Source organism: Cytophagia bacterium CHB2, from assembly GCA_030263535.1.
Lineage (GTDB): Bacteria > Zhuqueibacterota > Zhuqueibacteria > Zhuqueibacterales > Zhuqueibacteraceae > Coneutiohabitans.
The window spans coordinates 1-15,245 of record SZPB01000133.1; the positions used below are offsets into that span (position 1 = coordinate 1).

The following is a 15,245-nucleotide window of genomic DNA, read 5'->3' on the forward strand; positions in this document are numbered from 1 at the left end:
CACTTGTGCTTGACTTCAATTTTCGGCTCGCGCACGGCCGTAATCTCCAAACCAGCGGCGTGGCAAGCCGCGATATGATCTTCATACCAATGCGTGCAGTGGCGCACCGCGTATTCCGTGCCATTTTTGTCACGGAACGTTCGCTGCCAGCCGGCGAGCGCGCCGAACGGATGAAAATCCGAATAGAGAAACTCCCCACCAGCCTTCAACACGCGGCCGGCCTCGGCTATGACACAGCGCAAATTCTCAACATGCCCGACCGCCAGGCCGCAAACAACCAAATCAAACGCAGCCGAGGCCAGCGGCAGCGCACACAAATCTCCCTGCAAGAGTTTTTTTTGAGGTGATGGCGCAGCCGTCAGCATTTCCCGCGACAAATCCAAGCCGATCACATTCGCAGCGCCGCGTTCGTGCAGAATGCTCACATAACGGCCGCTGCCGCAGGCGAGATCGAGTGCAACTTTGTTGCGAACTTCGGGCAGCAGTTCCAGCATCGCAGCCTGCTCCATTTCCATCAGCAGATTGTGCGGCGCCGGCGGATAGGATGCCGCCCAGCGGGCATAGGCCTCGGCGGGTTCGAGGAGATTGCTGCTTCGAAATAAGCCTTCCTCAACCCTGTTTGTCATTCTGAAAGAATTTTGTGAAAATGCGATTCCGATGCCAAACTTCACAAGATTCCTTCGGAACGACATGGGGAGGTATTCATACAAATTAGCGAACATGACTCAAAACCCGGTGGTCTCCGGCCGCTGATAGCCGAAGAATTTGTGAAATGCGCGTAGTTCAACGGGATTCGAATAGAATTTGGTGTGATAGCGCCAGCCGCCGAGGCTGCGCAGCACGCCGCGTTTGAAGCGATTCATGTTTCTGTCTGTGACAGTGGGATAATACGCATTCAACACGCTTTCGAATTCGCGCACGGTGCGGCGAATGCGGGGATTGAGCCACGGCATGTTGGGCTCGCGACGAATCGAAAAACTCCGCCAATCGCCGCTCACCCATTCGGCGAGCGTGTCGGGAAATTTAAAGCCCAACGCCCGCGCTTCTTCGTAAAGCGTGCCTTCCAGCGGCACCGGCGTGTAGAGGTAAAGAATCACCTCGGTTGCCGAGTTAACTTGTTTGAGCCGGCGAATGAACGCAATCGTGTTCTCGATATCCGCCAGCGGTTCGGGTGGATTGCCCATGACAAACGAAAACTCCGGCACGATGCCATACGACTTCATGCGCTTGGCCAGCTCGAGGGTTTGCTCGACTTTGAACTGGCCGCCTTTGTTCATGCGCTGCAGCAATTCATCCGAGCCGGTTTCCGCGCCGCTGAACACCATTTTCAAGCCGCTGGCTTTCATCTTTTGCCAGGTGGCGTCGGAGTAACGCATCAACTCGTCGACGCGGCCCAGCGCCCACCAGTTTATGTTTAACGGCGCGATGCGCTCGCTGAATTCAGCCACGCGCGGCTCAGAGATGAAAAAATCCATGTCATGGAACTGCATGGCATCGATGCCGAAATGTTCGTGTTGATATTGCACGACGTGCGCCAGCCTGGCCGCGGATTGCGACAGCCAGCGTTGCTTGACCATCTCCACGATCGCGCAAAAGTTACAGGCGAACGGGCAGCCGAACGAGGAGTTGTGCGTGCCGACACGCTTGCCCATGTAGCTGGCGTAAAGATAGCGATCCATTTCAACTTTGTGATACGGCCAGTCCGGCAACTTGTCGAGCGGGATGAGCGGGCGATGCGGATTATGTTTGATGCTGCCATTCTCTTTGTAACTCAAGCCGGAAATCGCGGCGAACGCGCCGCCGTTGTTGAGCACGCGCAACAATTCCAGCAACGTTTGCTCGCCCTGACTGTGAATGCAAAAGTCGACATAATCTTCGCGCAGGCAGGTGTCGGTGTGCTGCGAAGGGAAATAGCCGCCCCAGATGATCGGCAGGTGCGGCAGAGCGAGTTTGATCTGTTGCGTCTGCGGCACGGCGTGATTCAACTGCGGCCCGGGCATAACCGTAAAACCGATGGCGGTGGCATTTTTCTCTTTCGCGATTTGGATAATGCGGCTGACGGGATCGTCCAGCAGATTGCCGTCGACGATATCATAATCAAATTCGCCTTCCAGCATTGCAGCCACCGCGAGCAGCGACATGGGCAGATGCGGCTTTTTCGAGGGCGTGCTGGGAGGGTTGTAGAGGATGATCATGGTTCAACAAACTCAAATTTCATGAAACAAATTAGCGCAACAGACGAAACTGCAAAAGCTCCTGCAACTCCCTCCTGCCGTCAAAAATGCCGTGAATATAAACCTCCTCTCGCATGATTTCATAGATGATGCGATAAGGTTTGTAAAAAGTCTCGCGATACTCGAGAACGCCGATGCGCTCAAGTTCGGGCGGAATGCGGCCGCGTCGAGGAAATGTGGCGAGACGATAACATGCCATTTCGAGGCTTTGCAACAAGGCTTCAGCTTGGCCAACGGAGTCGTAGGTTGCGACATAGTTGTAAATGTCGAGGAGATCCTGCTCCGCTTCGGCCACGAAAAAAACTCGATATTTTTTCATGCGTGCCGATTCTTGATGCGCTCGCGCATATCGGCAAAGACTTTTTCAATCGGCTTGACTTTGCCGGCTTTCATGCTCTTGCGGCTTTGCGCCAGCATTTTCAGCAAGGCCAGGCTTTCTTGAAACTGTTCGTAGACGCGTACATCCTGGACCACCACTTTGGCCTCGCCATTATGCGTGATCACGAGAGTCCTCTGATTATCCGTCACATCTCGTATCACTTCTGAAGCGTGCGCTTTCAAGTAACTGATGGGTTTGACTGATTTGCTCAATTTCATAAAGGTTTCCTTATATATTTGACCTAAATATAGTCTAAATTTAGGACAAGGCAACAACAATCTTTACTGCCTCGCTATTACAAAACAATCGAGCGAATGTTGCGTTTGCATCATCTTCAACTCCTTGAAAAATGTACCCGTCCTTTTCCTGTCATCCCGCCGGGCGGGATGACAATTCGAGAGAGTACTCCTGCAAATTACGGCAGCTCGAACTCCGCCGCCACCGGCGCGTGATCGGACTCGGGGAAATCCACATCGGTACGAAACGCGCCGGATTCGTCGGGCAGAATCTCGTTGTGAATTTCCGCGCCGCGATAAAACGCCAGCAACGGCCGCGACACGAGAATATGATCCAACATCATGCCCTTGCCCAGATGCAAAAAACTATAGCGCGAAGTCTCCGGCACAGAAAGCTCGCATGGGGCAAGCACGCGCTGCAGTAGCGCCGGATTGCCGGTGTCTTCCACCTGGCCGCGAATGGCATGAATCGGCACATCGTCGAGATCGGCATTGAAATCGCCGGCGACAGCAATAAATGCCTCTTCGTTTGCTGCCAATGCGGCGTCAAAAATTTGATCAATCAGCATGCGCGTTTCCAGCGCCTGGCCCACACGCTTCATCGACGAAATGAAGTAACCTTCCGCCCATCCCGCCACCGAACGCCACTTGTTTTGATTGATTTGCTGTCCGGGAATGCTGCTCGGCACTTTTGATTTTAAATGCAGATTGATGACGTGCAGCTTGCGGTTGCCGCCGAGATCGAGCGTGACGTACAGAATGGGCCGCTCCCAGGTCACCTCTTTCGCCTCCGCTTCCGCGGGAATCGCCGTCATCTTGCGATAGCGCGGCTCGGGCGCATATTCATGCCGGATTTGCTGTTTGGCAAGAACCGGGAAGCGGCTGGCCACGACCAGGTTGCGCTCATCATAGGCTTCATTGTTGGTCGTGAGCGTATACGCGAGATAGTAACCCGCGTAAGGCGTGTTTTGCAGCAATTGCTGCAACGCCAGCACTTGCCGCGGCTGGCCCGTTTGTTCCTGGCCGTTGACTTCTTGGAAGCAGAGAACGTCGGCGCGCAAGCGCAGCAATTGCGGACGCATCACCGCGATGCGATCCGCCAGAGTGGGCGACTGCCCGGGCTTGTCGTCAAAATTCTCAAGGTTGAATGTCGCAATTCGCAGTGAAATTGGCATGCGCATGTCCCTTTTCGTTTAGAATGAAACCTGCTTACATCTCGCAGTAGAGTCCCGCCTACGTTTTTGCCGCGGGCAACGGGCCGGACGCAACCAGCTTTTTCTGTTTGGGATCGACCGTCAAGTTGAGGCCTTCCAGAGTTCTGGCGCCCAAAAGCAGGAGATCTCCTTTTTCGGCGAAAACCACTTCATCGATCGTGAAATATTTGTTCAACCGGATGATGGCAAAGCCCACACTGCGTGTCACCTGCTGCCCGTTGGCCATCACAAACGCCAGATCTTTTTTCTCGCGCTGGATGCCAAGCCTCTCCAGCGTTGTTGCTGGAATCCACGTGTACTCACTGCCGGTATCCACCAAAATCTTTGAAATAACGGCAGATTTGGCGCGATCGACGGAGTTTTCAATCTTGCATTTTGCATAAAATGTTCCCATAAACTCACCTCCTTCACAGTTGCTCACGACAACGAGGTCGCGGGTTTGAGCCATTCCACCAAACGTTTTTCAATTGGAAATTCATAAAAATCCTTTTCGCAACGCAAGCGTGCCAGCCGTTTGATCGGCCATTTCAACAAACTGCCGTTCTCCGACCAGGCGAAGCGCTGATAAAATTTAAAGCGCTGCACGCGCTCCCATTTTTCTTGCGGCACCCACGGACCGTAGGATTCGACGTAATCGAATGCCGCCCATTCTTCGAGCGATTGTGGCATGGGATAGCCGCTGTCGCGCACGAGATCGGCAATCGGCGAGCCGGGATAAGGTTGATAGAAAAAAATCACGGTTTCGAATTTTGGGCTCATCGCGCGCAAACGCTTGACGGCCTGCAAACTCGCCTCGACGCTCTCCGGAGATTCCTGCGGAAATCCCACGATGAACGGAAATATCGCGCCCAAGTCGAAACGCTTGCAGCGTTCCGCGGTCTCAAAAACCTGTTCGATCGTAATGTCTTTCTTCAACCAATTCAATGTTTGTTGATCGCCGGATTCCACCCCTATCATCACGCGGCGCAAGCCGGAGCGCTTGCACAGGGCAAAGAGATCATCGGACATGCGCACGCCCTGATCCGCGCGCAGTGTGCCCGCCCAACTGAATTTCAGATTGCGCCGCAAAAGCTCTTCGGCAATGGCCGCGACGCGATCGGCATAGGTAAAGAACGTTTCGTCTTGAAAGTTGAGATCATCGAAAGGAAAACGATGCCAAAGATGTTCGAGTTCTGCTCCCATGCGTTCCGGCGCGATCGCGTTCCACTTGCGCTTGAAGACGTAGGGGTCGGCGCAAAAGGCACAGCGAAAATAGCAGCCAATCGATGAGATGTAATCGAGTTGGCGGTGATTTTTGCGGGCGTAATATTTTTCCACTGGAATCAATTCGTAACGCGCCGGCGGAAAATCATTCATGTCGCGCAATGGGCGAGCGGCATTTTGATAAATGGTTTTGCCCTCACGAAAAGCTATGCCGGCAACTGACCGCAAGTTTTCGTTTGCGGCAAATTTTTCAACTAATTCGCGAAACGTTTCCTCGCCCTGGCCTTGCACCGTGATGTCGATGGCTCGTTCCGCCAAACATTCCGTTGGAAAAAGCGAGGGATGCCAGCCGCCCCAGACAATGGGCAAATCCGGGCGCAGCGCTTTGACGGCGCGCGAGACATGCAGCGCATCACGAATCGGCGCGCCAGTGAGCACGGAAAGGCCCAGGCAAAGGGCATCCTGCAGATGTGGCTGCAACACGCGCAGCGGATCGTCTTGGAGCCGGCCGTCGACGATGATCACCTCGAAGCGCTCAGGATCGAGATTCGAAGCAATCGCCAGCAAGCCCAGCGGCATGGTGAAAAACACGGATCTGGGATTGTAAAGCAAAATTTTTGATTTTGTGGTGGTCATTTATTTTATAATTTGCATCAAATCGGCGGATTGTTTAATTTTGGTGCACATTTTCGTAGAAGACCAATTCAACTCTTGGAGGGTTTTATGACTGCTGAAACGATCATTCAAAAAGTGCGCGAAGAACTCGGTACGCTCGATAAAAACGGAGAACAAACAGTCGCCGCGGTTTTGAAAGTTTTAAAACCGACAGAGCCTGGTACTCTGGAATCAACTAAAGAAACTTTTGTCAGCCGCAATATCACCTTAGAGGAATATATTGGCCTGCCGCGTCTCGAACGCCGTCGATACCAAAACGAAGCCCGCAACCACAACGCGCTCTGGATCGAAAATCAATTCAACCGGCTCGCAGCCAAATGGATCATGGTTGTCGATGGGCGCGTTGTGCAACATGGAGCAACCCTGGATAATTATCCCGAGGATGAAGAATTTTTGGAGTTTTGCCAAAAAACAGGCAAATATCCCTTCGTCTTTTTCAACAAACGCGTCTTTGCAATAGAAGAGAGCCCAACAGCATGGCATAAAACCCGCGATAATAATGATTACTATCCGGCAGCAACGATCGTGCTCTCCAATACAAGCAATCAATTTATAACTGAAGCAGATTTGGACACTGGCGCAATTGATTGTTACAGTGACCTGGAGTTGCTGCTTACGAACGGCATTATCACTGTTCGAGCGCAGGACTTCGAAGATACTTTAGAACATTTGGGTCAATCGTTCATCTATTTGGCGAAACGTGCCTGGCTCGAGTTGGCTGACGAATCAGGAAGATCGCGTCGATGGCGGACGACCATTATTTGTGTCTCAGACTGGCAGAACAGACCATTCACTGCGATCAACCCCACACGCACTTTTCTGCTCGGACGCAGTGTCTTATTGGAGCTGCGCCCGCGGGTCGTCCTCGATTTCGAGGCCCACTCTACCCAAGTTTATTACCCCGTTCAGGCTAGCTGAAATATCCTTCTCACCATTCTACTTTCCAGCGTTTCTGCTTTTTCATTAAAATTTAGCCTTTTGCTGCTCCCGCTTGGGCACGGATTTATCCGGCGGCGTCACACGAAAGAAATGCGCCAAATCCGCGGGCAAAAGGTGATGCGGCGATTTTTCGAAAATGATGTCCGATCGTTCCAACGCGCGCGCGACGAGTGCCGAGCAAATGATTTGACGCTCGAAGATAAAATTAATTCTGCTGCCCAGCAGAAGATTGATTGAAATGCTGGCAAGCGTCAAATAACCGTAGCTGTGCCGCAAGCAGGATTCTGCGAATTTCACAATCTGCTCACGGTCGCGCTCGTCGGCATAGGCGTCGATATTCACCAAATGATATTCAATATCCCTGTACTTATCGAGGTGGCTGCGGCGCACCCCCTTGCCCACGGCCTCAATCAAACCGCCATTAGTCGTGACAATCAATGCGGCGTGCGACCAGCGATTGTGCTTGCGATTTTTGCCGCGATAGCGCAAAGACTGGCCGCAGCGAATCAGGCCGTGCACCCAACTTTTTTCATGCGATAAAATGAAGTCGCCGGGCTTGAAAGAATCCGGAGGCGCGGATTCACCGGGCCCATAGCGTTTATAAGTGGAATACCGTGCGCCGGGTTTTTCCAGCTTTTTCATAGGCGGCGAAATTGAAAAACAAGGTGATCACCGAAATTTCTGAACGGCCACTGCTCTGCAATTTTTTCCTCAGACGCAATCACCTTGTGCAGCAAGCGCGCGGACCTTTTGCTGACATAAGGCGGCGGTGCCAGCAAGCCGAGACTAAATTGCCGTTCTAGAATGAACTGCGGTTCAAAGCAAGAGATGATTTGCGCAGGAGTAAAGTAATATGTTCGAATCGCATGCCGCGCCAGAGAGACGAGCGTGCCGGCGTCATCTGTTTTCCGCCGGAAGGCTTTGCGCACTTGCCCGTGCAAAAGATGATACCCAATCTCCCACGGACAAATGGGCGGCATATAAACAAACAAGACACGCGCGCCGAATTTCAAAGCGCGCGCCGCGTGTTGCGCAAATTTGTCAAGATGCGCGACGCAGTTAAGCGCGCCAAAATTGGAAAACAAGCCCTCATAAAGTCCGACCGGAGCCACGTGGCGCAGTTCTTCTGCGGCTGCCTGCACGAAGCTGACGCGGTGGGCGCAATCGGCGGCCGCCGCTTTTTCCCGGGCGATGAGCAGCATTTCAGTGGAAGGCTCAAGGCCAAGAACTTCGAAACCATGCTGCGCGAAAAACACAGCATCGGTGCCGGTGCCGCTGCCGATTTCAATCAGACGCTGGCGTCCGGCAAATGCAGCAAGCGCGGCCTGATGCACCCGGCGCCGCATCCATTGCAGAATCGGATTTTCAGCTTCAAGAATATCGTAGGAAAGCGCAATGTCATCAAAAGCGGAATGCATATTCGGACAACAAGATTTCTTCTTTACGGCTCAGAGGATTGGAATCTTACCAACTATACACTCAAAATGTTCACGGCTCAATAGCGTATTTCTGCGTTTAGAAATCAGTACAAGTCAATCTGAAGAAGCAAAATTTTGGAAGAATAAAAAAACGGGATTGATAGATATTTTCAACAACTTCGATCAAATCTATCATCAATCCCGCCTTCGGGCTTACTTCCACGACGCCATATACGCCGTCAACGCTTCCAACTCCGCTTTCGAAAGCTTCTCGCCGAACTTGGGCATGGTGGAATCTTTTACGAACTTTTGCGGATCGACAAAGTGATCGTAGAGCCATTTATAGTCGCGCTTGGCGCCAACGCCGGCGAGCGGCACACCGCTCTCGTCGCCCTTGCCTTGAATCAGATGGCAATTGCGGCACGATTCTTTGACCATCACAAGACCGGCAGTCACAAAATTCTCGGGCGCCGCATCCGCTTCTTTACGACTGGCCAAATAAGCCGTGAGCGCATCCGCTTCTTTTTCCAGAAGCTTTTTCTGCGCGCGCGGGGATTTGGCTTCGCCCAGAACCAGGGCGAGGCTCAGATCCGTGGCGTGTTTGGCGTGACCGGCAGCGTCATAGTTGTTCTTGATGGCCGTGAACTCCTTGGCGCCTTGATTGTGACAGTCGCCGCACTTTTTCAAATTATAAATACTGCGCCCAGCGAGGGCTTCAAATGAAACGACTTTCGCTTTATCCTGCGCGAACAGCGTTGCGCCGGTTAGCAGTGCAGCAGCAAAAGCAATTGCCAGACTTCTCCGAATCATTGTTGCTCCTCCACAATTGGGTAAGTTATTCTTCCACCATTTGCAAATTCAATGCGATTGGTTTGTTTCAACCTCGGCTTGGCTGAGGTTTGTTGAGACCCGGGTCGTGAAAACTCCTGCAACGGCCAAGCCGTTGCAGGAACGTTAACTCAAAACCAGGAACAGCGTGGCGGCCTACGCCTCAATTGTTTTGTGCGCCGGCATTGATCCAGGCGGCAATTGAATCCGTTTCCGCCTGACTCAAAGCGCCACTGGGAGGCATGCGCCCGCCGACGCCGCCGACGCTGTTGTCACCGATGACTTTTAAATACAACACGCTGACATTGGCATTACCCGGAGCCGCACGAAGTTTTCCAGAATAATTAGGATTTGCTGAAGGTACGCCGGTTCCGGCTGCACCAATCAAGCTTAAATAAGAATCTCCACTTGCCAGCGACATGGGCGCGCCACCGCCGGCAACATGACAGCCGGCAAGAGCGCACTTCGGCGTGAAAATATTCGCTTGAATGCTGGACAATGTGGCTTGCAGCCCAGCGGGCGGCAGCGGGGCTGTTGCGGTATCATGTTCACAAGCCACAAACAAACCCGCTGTACTCAACAGCAAAAAACTTTCTATCAAGGTTCTGCGCAAACCCCTTGATCTCATAGTCAATCTCCTTGAGCAAGAACGTATGAATTGAGTTGATGAGTTATCACCCCTCCGCCGTTGGGCGCATCAAAATCCAAATGGGTAATTCAGAATACGATAAATGCTGAATCCGAGACGGAAATCGCCGTCGAGAATATCGAAATTGCCGCCGCTCATGTATTGATTCGTGGTGTTGCCGCCGGAATTCGACACCAGAATGTGAAACACGTGGCCGCCGGATTTAATTTCCACGCCGGCAGCAAAGGTGTCGCTAAACGTCTGTTTGCCGTCTTTGAGATAAGTACCGCCGACAGTCAGTGCGGTGGCATCTCCGGAGACGATGGGCACGATTTCGGCGAACAGGCCGTATTTTTCATTGAAGGAATATTTTGCGCCCACGCCCATCGTCACCAGCGGATCTTCGCCGGAAACATTGACATTGCCGTTGAGCAGAACGCCGGGCACAAAAGCGGCCGAGAGCTTGCGGCCAAATTGCCGCGTCACCGGAAGCTGCGCAAAAAGAGCAAAACGGTCGCCCGCCGTGCGTTTGAGATTTTGTGCGGGATTATCGGGATCGGCAATTCCCTTCAAGGTGGCCCAATCAACGCCCGCATAAAGAGCAGCAGAAAGCGGAACGCTGCCGTCGGATTTCTGGCGGAACAATCGCCACTTGGCGCCAACTTCAAAGGTCGCGTTGATTTTGGAACGCGCACCGGAAATCAAAAATCTGTCTGAGAAGGGAAAGGCAAGCTGCGTCATCATCGAAGCGCCGCCATCAAGGCCGAAAAGCTGATCGAAACCGACATTGGTCGGCGAATTGAAGCGATGCGCGATACGATACATGAACGCGCCCTTTTCGAAGGTTTCCGCGGTTTGCAGATTGGCGAGCGTCAAGCCCGGAAACGCCTGCACATATTCGCGCACGGGCATATCGACTTTCACATCCTGCGCCAGCGAATTGATCCAGCGCTCGACCAGCCCGATTTCCTGCGCGCTCAGCGGCTGGCTGCCTTTGGGCATGCGTTCGCCCTTGATGCTGGCGGACCCGCGAATCTTGCCCATCAAGTAACTGTTGTTGGCGTCGCCCGGTTTCACGCGCATGTAGCGGGGCCAATCCTCGCTTTTCACGTTGATGAGGTTGGCCTTGAAAAATTCTTCGGTCAAATCCAAGCCTTGCGGCGCCGTGGTGCCGGCGTGGCAGCCGGCAAACGCGCACTTGGCGTCGAACAGATCCAAGACTTGATCTTCCAACTCGTCCGGCCGGTTGGGGTAGGCGAATTTTATTTTTTTGGTTTTCTTTTTATCGGCGTTATCAGCGGTTTTCGTTTCGCCGGCAAAGGCAAATTGCGCGCTGAACACGAGGATGATGAGACTCCAGACAATTTTAAAACCGCGTTGGTGAGATGGCATGTTCTGCCTCCTTCCATGTGAGGTTGAATTCCATTTCAAACAACTTCCAATATCAAAAGCTGTGCGTTCGTCTTTTTTTAAAATGATTCACTCGGCTTGGGCACATCAAACTTGTCCCGCGAAAAAGCGCGAAATCTTTTGCTGTGTTTCGTGTGTTCAGCGGGTTAAACAAGTTCATCGGCCAAAGCAGAATTGAACCGAGGCGCGACAAATAGTTGATGCTGAGGCGTAAACCGGTACAAAGCTCCCCCATGAGTTTTGCCAATCAAGCTCGATCTGTTCAGCCACGGCGGGGCCGCAGCCGAACAGATTGGGGTTACCGATTTTGATTGTCAAAATTCATCGGGTTTGCTGCTTTTGCGAGGCCGCTTATTGCACGACAATCGTTCCGGAGTTTTGATGCACGGTGCAATAATAAGGATATTGCTTCGCTTGCGTGAAGCGCACCGAATATGTCTCGTTCGCCTTGAGCGGCGGCGACGGCGTAAAATCCGTGCCGGGATTCATGGGGGTGCCGCTGGTGACATCGTGAATGGTGTTGTCTTTATTCGTCCAAACCACGGTGGCGCCGGCCGGAACGGTAAGCGTGGCGGGATCAAATCCGCTCGCTTGAATCCAAACTTCATTATTGCCGCGCGCGGGTTGCAGGGGATTTTCCACACCACAATTGAGAAACAAAACAAGCGCGCCGGCGGCGAGAATAAGCGTGGCGCCGATTTTATGATGCCGCATAGTTTTCCTCGACTTCTACGGTAACCTCCGTTAATTTTGCCAGCCAGGGGCGCATGCGCGCTTCCAATTTCGCTTTGAGACGGCCGCGATGATTGTTGGTGAACAGCTTGATTTGGCCGGCATTCGCGGTCACACTGTCGGTTTGCAAGTGCTGCGTCAAGCGTTGAATGCGACGACGATAAAAATAAAAAATCACTTTTTCAAGCAGGTTAAACGGTTTGAGCGCCAGCACAGTTTCGACAATTTTTCGCCGGCTCTGGTTGTCGCACTCGTCACCAGCGAACAGCCGGCCTTGTGCGAGGCGCCGTTCCACGCTGATTTGCGGCACATGATCGCGGGTCCACGAATTTTCCGCCCAGAATTGGCGAAAATAATCTGCGCCGCTCAACGGCAGCAGAAAAGCGATTTGATGCGCTACGAAGAAATCGCGCTCACTCCACACCAATTCTTCCGTGCCGATCAAACAATTCAAGCAAACCAAGCGGCGCATGCCCAGCAACTTCGTCAGCAGCACAAGTCCCAGGTACGTCGTCCACAGGCGCCGGTTATCAACGATCAGGCAAAAATCGAGATCGTCGCCTTCTTTGCCGTTTTCGAACGCCAGTGCGCCGGACAACGCCAGCCCCCGCACAAAGGGAAAATTTTTTATTGCCGCAATTATACGGCGATTTTGTTCGATAATCCGTCGGCTGATGCTGCTGCGCTGGCGGCGAATCTCCGGCAAGCGGCGGCGATCACTCAAAAAGAAATAGCCCTCCGACTCTGCGACGATTCCCCGCTGCTGCAGCCGTTGCAACGCAGCGCTGACCGCCACGCCGGAAACACGGGCTTCCAGCAAGCCGTCGTGTATCTCGGTAAACCGCAGAGGATAATCAAACAAGTCCGCATACGCAATCGTGCGCAGCACAGCTTCGGCAACGTCCGTTGGAGAAGATGGAATGGCTTTGCTCGAAGTCGCGCCGTCGCGCGAACTCTTTGCTGCGCCGTTGGCCGAAAGATCAAAGACGGAAATCGTTTTTGCTGCGTGCAAACGTTCGTACAACGCCAGCAGCTTTTGTGCGGTGCTACGCCATGAAAACTGCTGCGCGCGGCGGCGGCCATAGGAAATCAATTCGCTGCGCAATGGTTGATTGCCCAGCAATTCTTCCATCTTGCCGGCCCAGGCCTCGGGTTCATTTTCACAGAGCATGGCGGCATGCCCGACCATCTCACGCATGGCGGAATTGTTCGCCGCCAACGTCACGGCACCGCCGGCCATAGCCTCCAACGCCGGAAAGCCAAAGCCTTCATATAACGAGGGCAACACCACCAAATCCGCGGCCTGATACAAAGCGGGCAAATCCGCTTCGGCAACATAGCCCAAACATTTGACGCGGTTCTGCAAAGAACAGGCCGTGATCGCGTGCGCGACTTCCGCGCTGCCGTTGCCGGATTGGCCGGCCAGCAATAACACATAATCGTTCTGGCTGCGCTGGCAAAGCCGGTGAAAGGCATGAATCAACATGCCGAGATTCTTGCGTTTTTCTGCGGTGCCCACGAAGAGGATATAACGGGAATCTTTCGCGTATTTGCGGCGCACATCTTTTTTTTCTGCAAGCGATACCGTGGCAAAAAATTCTTCGTTCACGCCCGAAGCAATGGCCTGCACTTCGCCCTGCTGCTGCGGCAGCTTGCCGAAGCTGACAAGACGGTGAAAATCCCTGGCCGTCACTTCGGAGACCGCCAAAATGCCGTGCGCAATCCGCGCGGCGTGAAAGAATGTTTGTTGAAAATAGTATCGCTTGCCGGCCGGGTAAAATTGCGGATGCAAAAAGACGCCGAGATCATGAAACGTTGCGACGAAGCGCACGCCAGAGACGCGGTGTGGCAGCGTGTAATGCGTGCCGTGCCAAATATCGAGGCGGAGCCGTTGCGCTTGCTCTCCGGCGCGCAAATGTTGCCATGCCAAACGCATGGGGCGAGAATAGTCAGGAAGTTCCACCCGTCGCATGTTCGGCGGCAAATTCTCGAAATGGCGGGAATCCTGCGCCTTCAAAAAAATAAAATACTCGTTGTTCCGGTCGAGGCCGGCCAGGCCGCGAATCATGCCGTGAACGTAACGTCCGGCCCCCGCTAACGACGGCGGCAAACAAGTGGCGTCAATTCCTATGCGCAAGGTGATCTCGTTTTTTGGTCGCGATGAAATACATCTCCACACAAGTGGACTGACAAACTCAGGAACCGGCTTGCATCGTTTGCAATTGCATGTCTGAGGTTTGGTGTTCAGATTTCGTCACTGCAAACGCCAGCGCCTTTTCCTCTGCGGCAATGCGCACGCGCAACAGCAGCAGATTCAAGAGCGAGGCCGCCAGCAGCGTCCACCATGCTTGAAACAAAAATGGCAGCAAGAAGATTTCTGCAATTACTACACCATAATTCGGATGTTTGAACCAACGATACGGTCCGCGGCGACTCAGGCCGGCGCCCGGAATCACCAAAATTTTTGTATTCCAAAATTTGCCGAGCGCGAGCAGGCACCAATATCGCGCCATTTGCGTTGTTACTAGCAAGACTAAAATCACCGGCCATTGCGGATGCAACTGCGGGCCGCGCGCAAGTCCTTCTATCGCCAAACTTATGAAAAATCCAGTGTGTAGCGCGACGATGAAACGATAATGCGAAGCCCCGAACTCCAATGCGCCGTGCGCGCGCAACCAGCGTTCGTTGCGCCGCGCCCACCACAATTCTGCCAGACGCTGCAGTGCGAGCAAGAGCAGTGTGAGGAGCAACATCTGCTGCGGCAAAGTCATTGGCATTGTCCCAAGATCATCTCGGTTGAAAACCCGGGCCCAAGCGTGGTGGAAAGCACTCGACTTTCGGATTTGTAATCAGAAGATGTAAGATACTCGCGCAGCACAAACAGCACGCTTGCGCTAGACATGTTGCCGTATTCGCGTAAAATTTTCCACATGTATGAGGTTTTCTGCGGCGGCAGGTTCAATGCCTGTGCATACGCCGCGATCACTTTCGCGCCGCCCGGATGCGAGAGAAATTCCGCAATGTCGGCCAGCGTCAACTCACAGGTTGCAAGAAATTGCAGTATCGAAGGCTTGGCGCAGTCACGCACGATCGTTGGAATATCTTTCGAAAACAAAACTTTCAAGCCTTCATCGTTCACTTCCCAGCCCATCACCTCCAGAGTATCGCGCCAGGTTATGGCATGTGAGGCGTCGAGGCGGAGCGCACGATTGCCGGCGGGTTTGCAATCATCGCCGGCCAGCAGCGCCGCGGCAGCGCCATCGCCAAACAGCGAGGTTGCAACAAAATTGCTTTTGGAAAAATCATTGCGGATAAATGTCAAGCTGCACAATTCCAGCGCGATCACTAC

General features: G+C 53.2%; 17 protein-coding genes. 1 reads left to right on the plus strand and 16 read right to left on the minus strand.

All coding sequences use genetic code 11. The features are described from left to right. The 7 genes from FBQ85_14190 to FBQ85_14220 all read right to left on the minus strand — a co-directional run. A partial coding sequence (locus tag FBQ85_14190; protein MDL1876305.1) for a class I SAM-dependent methyltransferase occupies positions 1-722 on the minus strand: 722 nt, incomplete at its 3' end. 3 nt (positions 723-725) lie between these two features. Continuing rightward, complete coding sequence (locus FBQ85_14195; protein MDL1876306.1) at positions 726-2,195, minus strand: B12-binding domain-containing radical SAM protein; 1,470 nt, start codon at positions 2,193-2,195, stop codon at positions 726-728. A gap of 31 nt (positions 2,196-2,226) precedes the next feature. After that, positions 2,227-2,553, minus strand: coding sequence for a type II toxin-antitoxin system RelE/ParE family toxin (locus FBQ85_14200; GenBank protein ID MDL1876307.1), 327 nt, complete (start codon positions 2,551-2,553; stop codon positions 2,227-2,229). Beyond that, positions 2,550-2,831, minus strand: coding sequence for a type II toxin-antitoxin system Phd/YefM family antitoxin (locus FBQ85_14205; GenBank protein MDL1876308.1), 282 nt, complete (start codon positions 2,829-2,831; stop codon positions 2,550-2,552). Before FBQ85_14205 ends, FBQ85_14200 begins: the two co-directional genes overlap by 4 nt. A 197-nt stretch (positions 2,832-3,028) precedes the next feature. Beyond that, the gene (locus FBQ85_14210) at positions 3,029-4,024 is read right to left on the minus strand and encodes an endonuclease (protein ID MDL1876309.1); all 996 of its coding nucleotides are present in this window, start codon (positions 4,022-4,024) and stop codon (positions 3,029-3,031) included. Positions 4,025-4,082: 58 nt separating this feature from the next. Next, complete coding sequence (locus tag FBQ85_14215; GenBank protein MDL1876310.1) at positions 4,083-4,511, minus strand: hypothetical protein; 429 nt, start codon at positions 4,509-4,511, stop codon at positions 4,083-4,085. Continuing rightward, positions 4,481-5,902, minus strand: a complete 1,422-nt coding sequence (locus FBQ85_14220) for a B12-binding domain-containing radical SAM protein (GenBank protein MDL1876311.1) — start codon at positions 5,900-5,902, stop codon at positions 4,481-4,483. The genes FBQ85_14215 and FBQ85_14220 overlap by 31 nt, the downstream gene beginning before the upstream one ends. A gap of 87 nt (positions 5,903-5,989) precedes the next feature. Between FBQ85_14220 and FBQ85_14225 the strand changes: the two genes are divergently transcribed. Continuing rightward, positions 5,990-6,859 (plus strand): hypothetical protein, encoded by an 870-nt coding sequence (locus FBQ85_14225; protein ID MDL1876312.1) that lies wholly within the window; start codon positions 5,990-5,992, stop codon positions 6,857-6,859. A gap of 45 nt (positions 6,860-6,904) precedes the next feature. Here FBQ85_14225 and FBQ85_14230 read toward each other — a convergent pair whose 3' ends face one another. From FBQ85_14230 to FBQ85_14270, 9 genes are all read right to left on the minus strand, one after another. Next, positions 6,905-7,522, minus strand: a complete 618-nt coding sequence (locus tag FBQ85_14230) for a hypothetical protein (GenBank protein ID MDL1876313.1) — start codon at positions 7,520-7,522, stop codon at positions 6,905-6,907. Then, positions 7,519-8,298, minus strand: a complete 780-nt coding sequence (locus tag FBQ85_14235; GenBank protein ID MDL1876314.1) for a methyltransferase domain-containing protein — start codon at positions 8,296-8,298, stop codon at positions 7,519-7,521. The genes FBQ85_14230 and FBQ85_14235 overlap by 4 nt, the downstream gene beginning before the upstream one ends. Before the next feature lie 213 nt (positions 8,299-8,511). Further along, positions 8,512-9,108 carry a c-type cytochrome gene (locus tag FBQ85_14240; protein MDL1876315.1) on the minus strand — a complete coding sequence of 199 codons (597 nt, stop codon included), beginning with the start codon at positions 9,106-9,108 and terminating at the stop codon, positions 8,512-8,514. Between the two features lie 181 nt (positions 9,109-9,289). After that, positions 9,290-9,754, minus strand: coding sequence for a cytochrome c (locus FBQ85_14245; GenBank protein ID MDL1876316.1), 465 nt, complete (start codon positions 9,752-9,754; stop codon positions 9,290-9,292). 69 nt (positions 9,755-9,823) lie between these two features. Then, the gene (locus tag FBQ85_14250; GenBank protein ID MDL1876317.1) at positions 9,824-11,146 is read right to left on the minus strand and encodes a hypothetical protein; all 1,323 of its coding nucleotides are present in this window, start codon (positions 11,144-11,146) and stop codon (positions 9,824-9,826) included. A 369-nt stretch (positions 11,147-11,515) separates the two neighbouring features. Further along, positions 11,516-11,878, minus strand: coding sequence for an amidase (locus FBQ85_14255; protein MDL1876318.1), 363 nt, complete (start codon positions 11,876-11,878; stop codon positions 11,516-11,518). Further along, positions 11,865-14,033, minus strand: coding sequence for a glycosyltransferase family 4 protein (locus FBQ85_14260; protein ID MDL1876319.1), 2,169 nt, complete (start codon positions 14,031-14,033; stop codon positions 11,865-11,867). Before FBQ85_14260 ends, FBQ85_14255 begins: the two co-directional genes overlap by 14 nt. Before the next feature lie 58 nt (positions 14,034-14,091). Continuing rightward, the gene (locus FBQ85_14265; GenBank protein ID MDL1876320.1) at positions 14,092-14,649 is read right to left on the minus strand and encodes a hypothetical protein; all 558 of its coding nucleotides are present in this window, start codon (positions 14,647-14,649) and stop codon (positions 14,092-14,094) included. 14 nt (positions 14,650-14,663) lie between these two features. Beyond that, on the minus strand, positions 14,664-15,245 hold a 582-nt coding region (locus FBQ85_14270), incomplete at its 5' end, for a type III polyketide synthase (protein MDL1876321.1).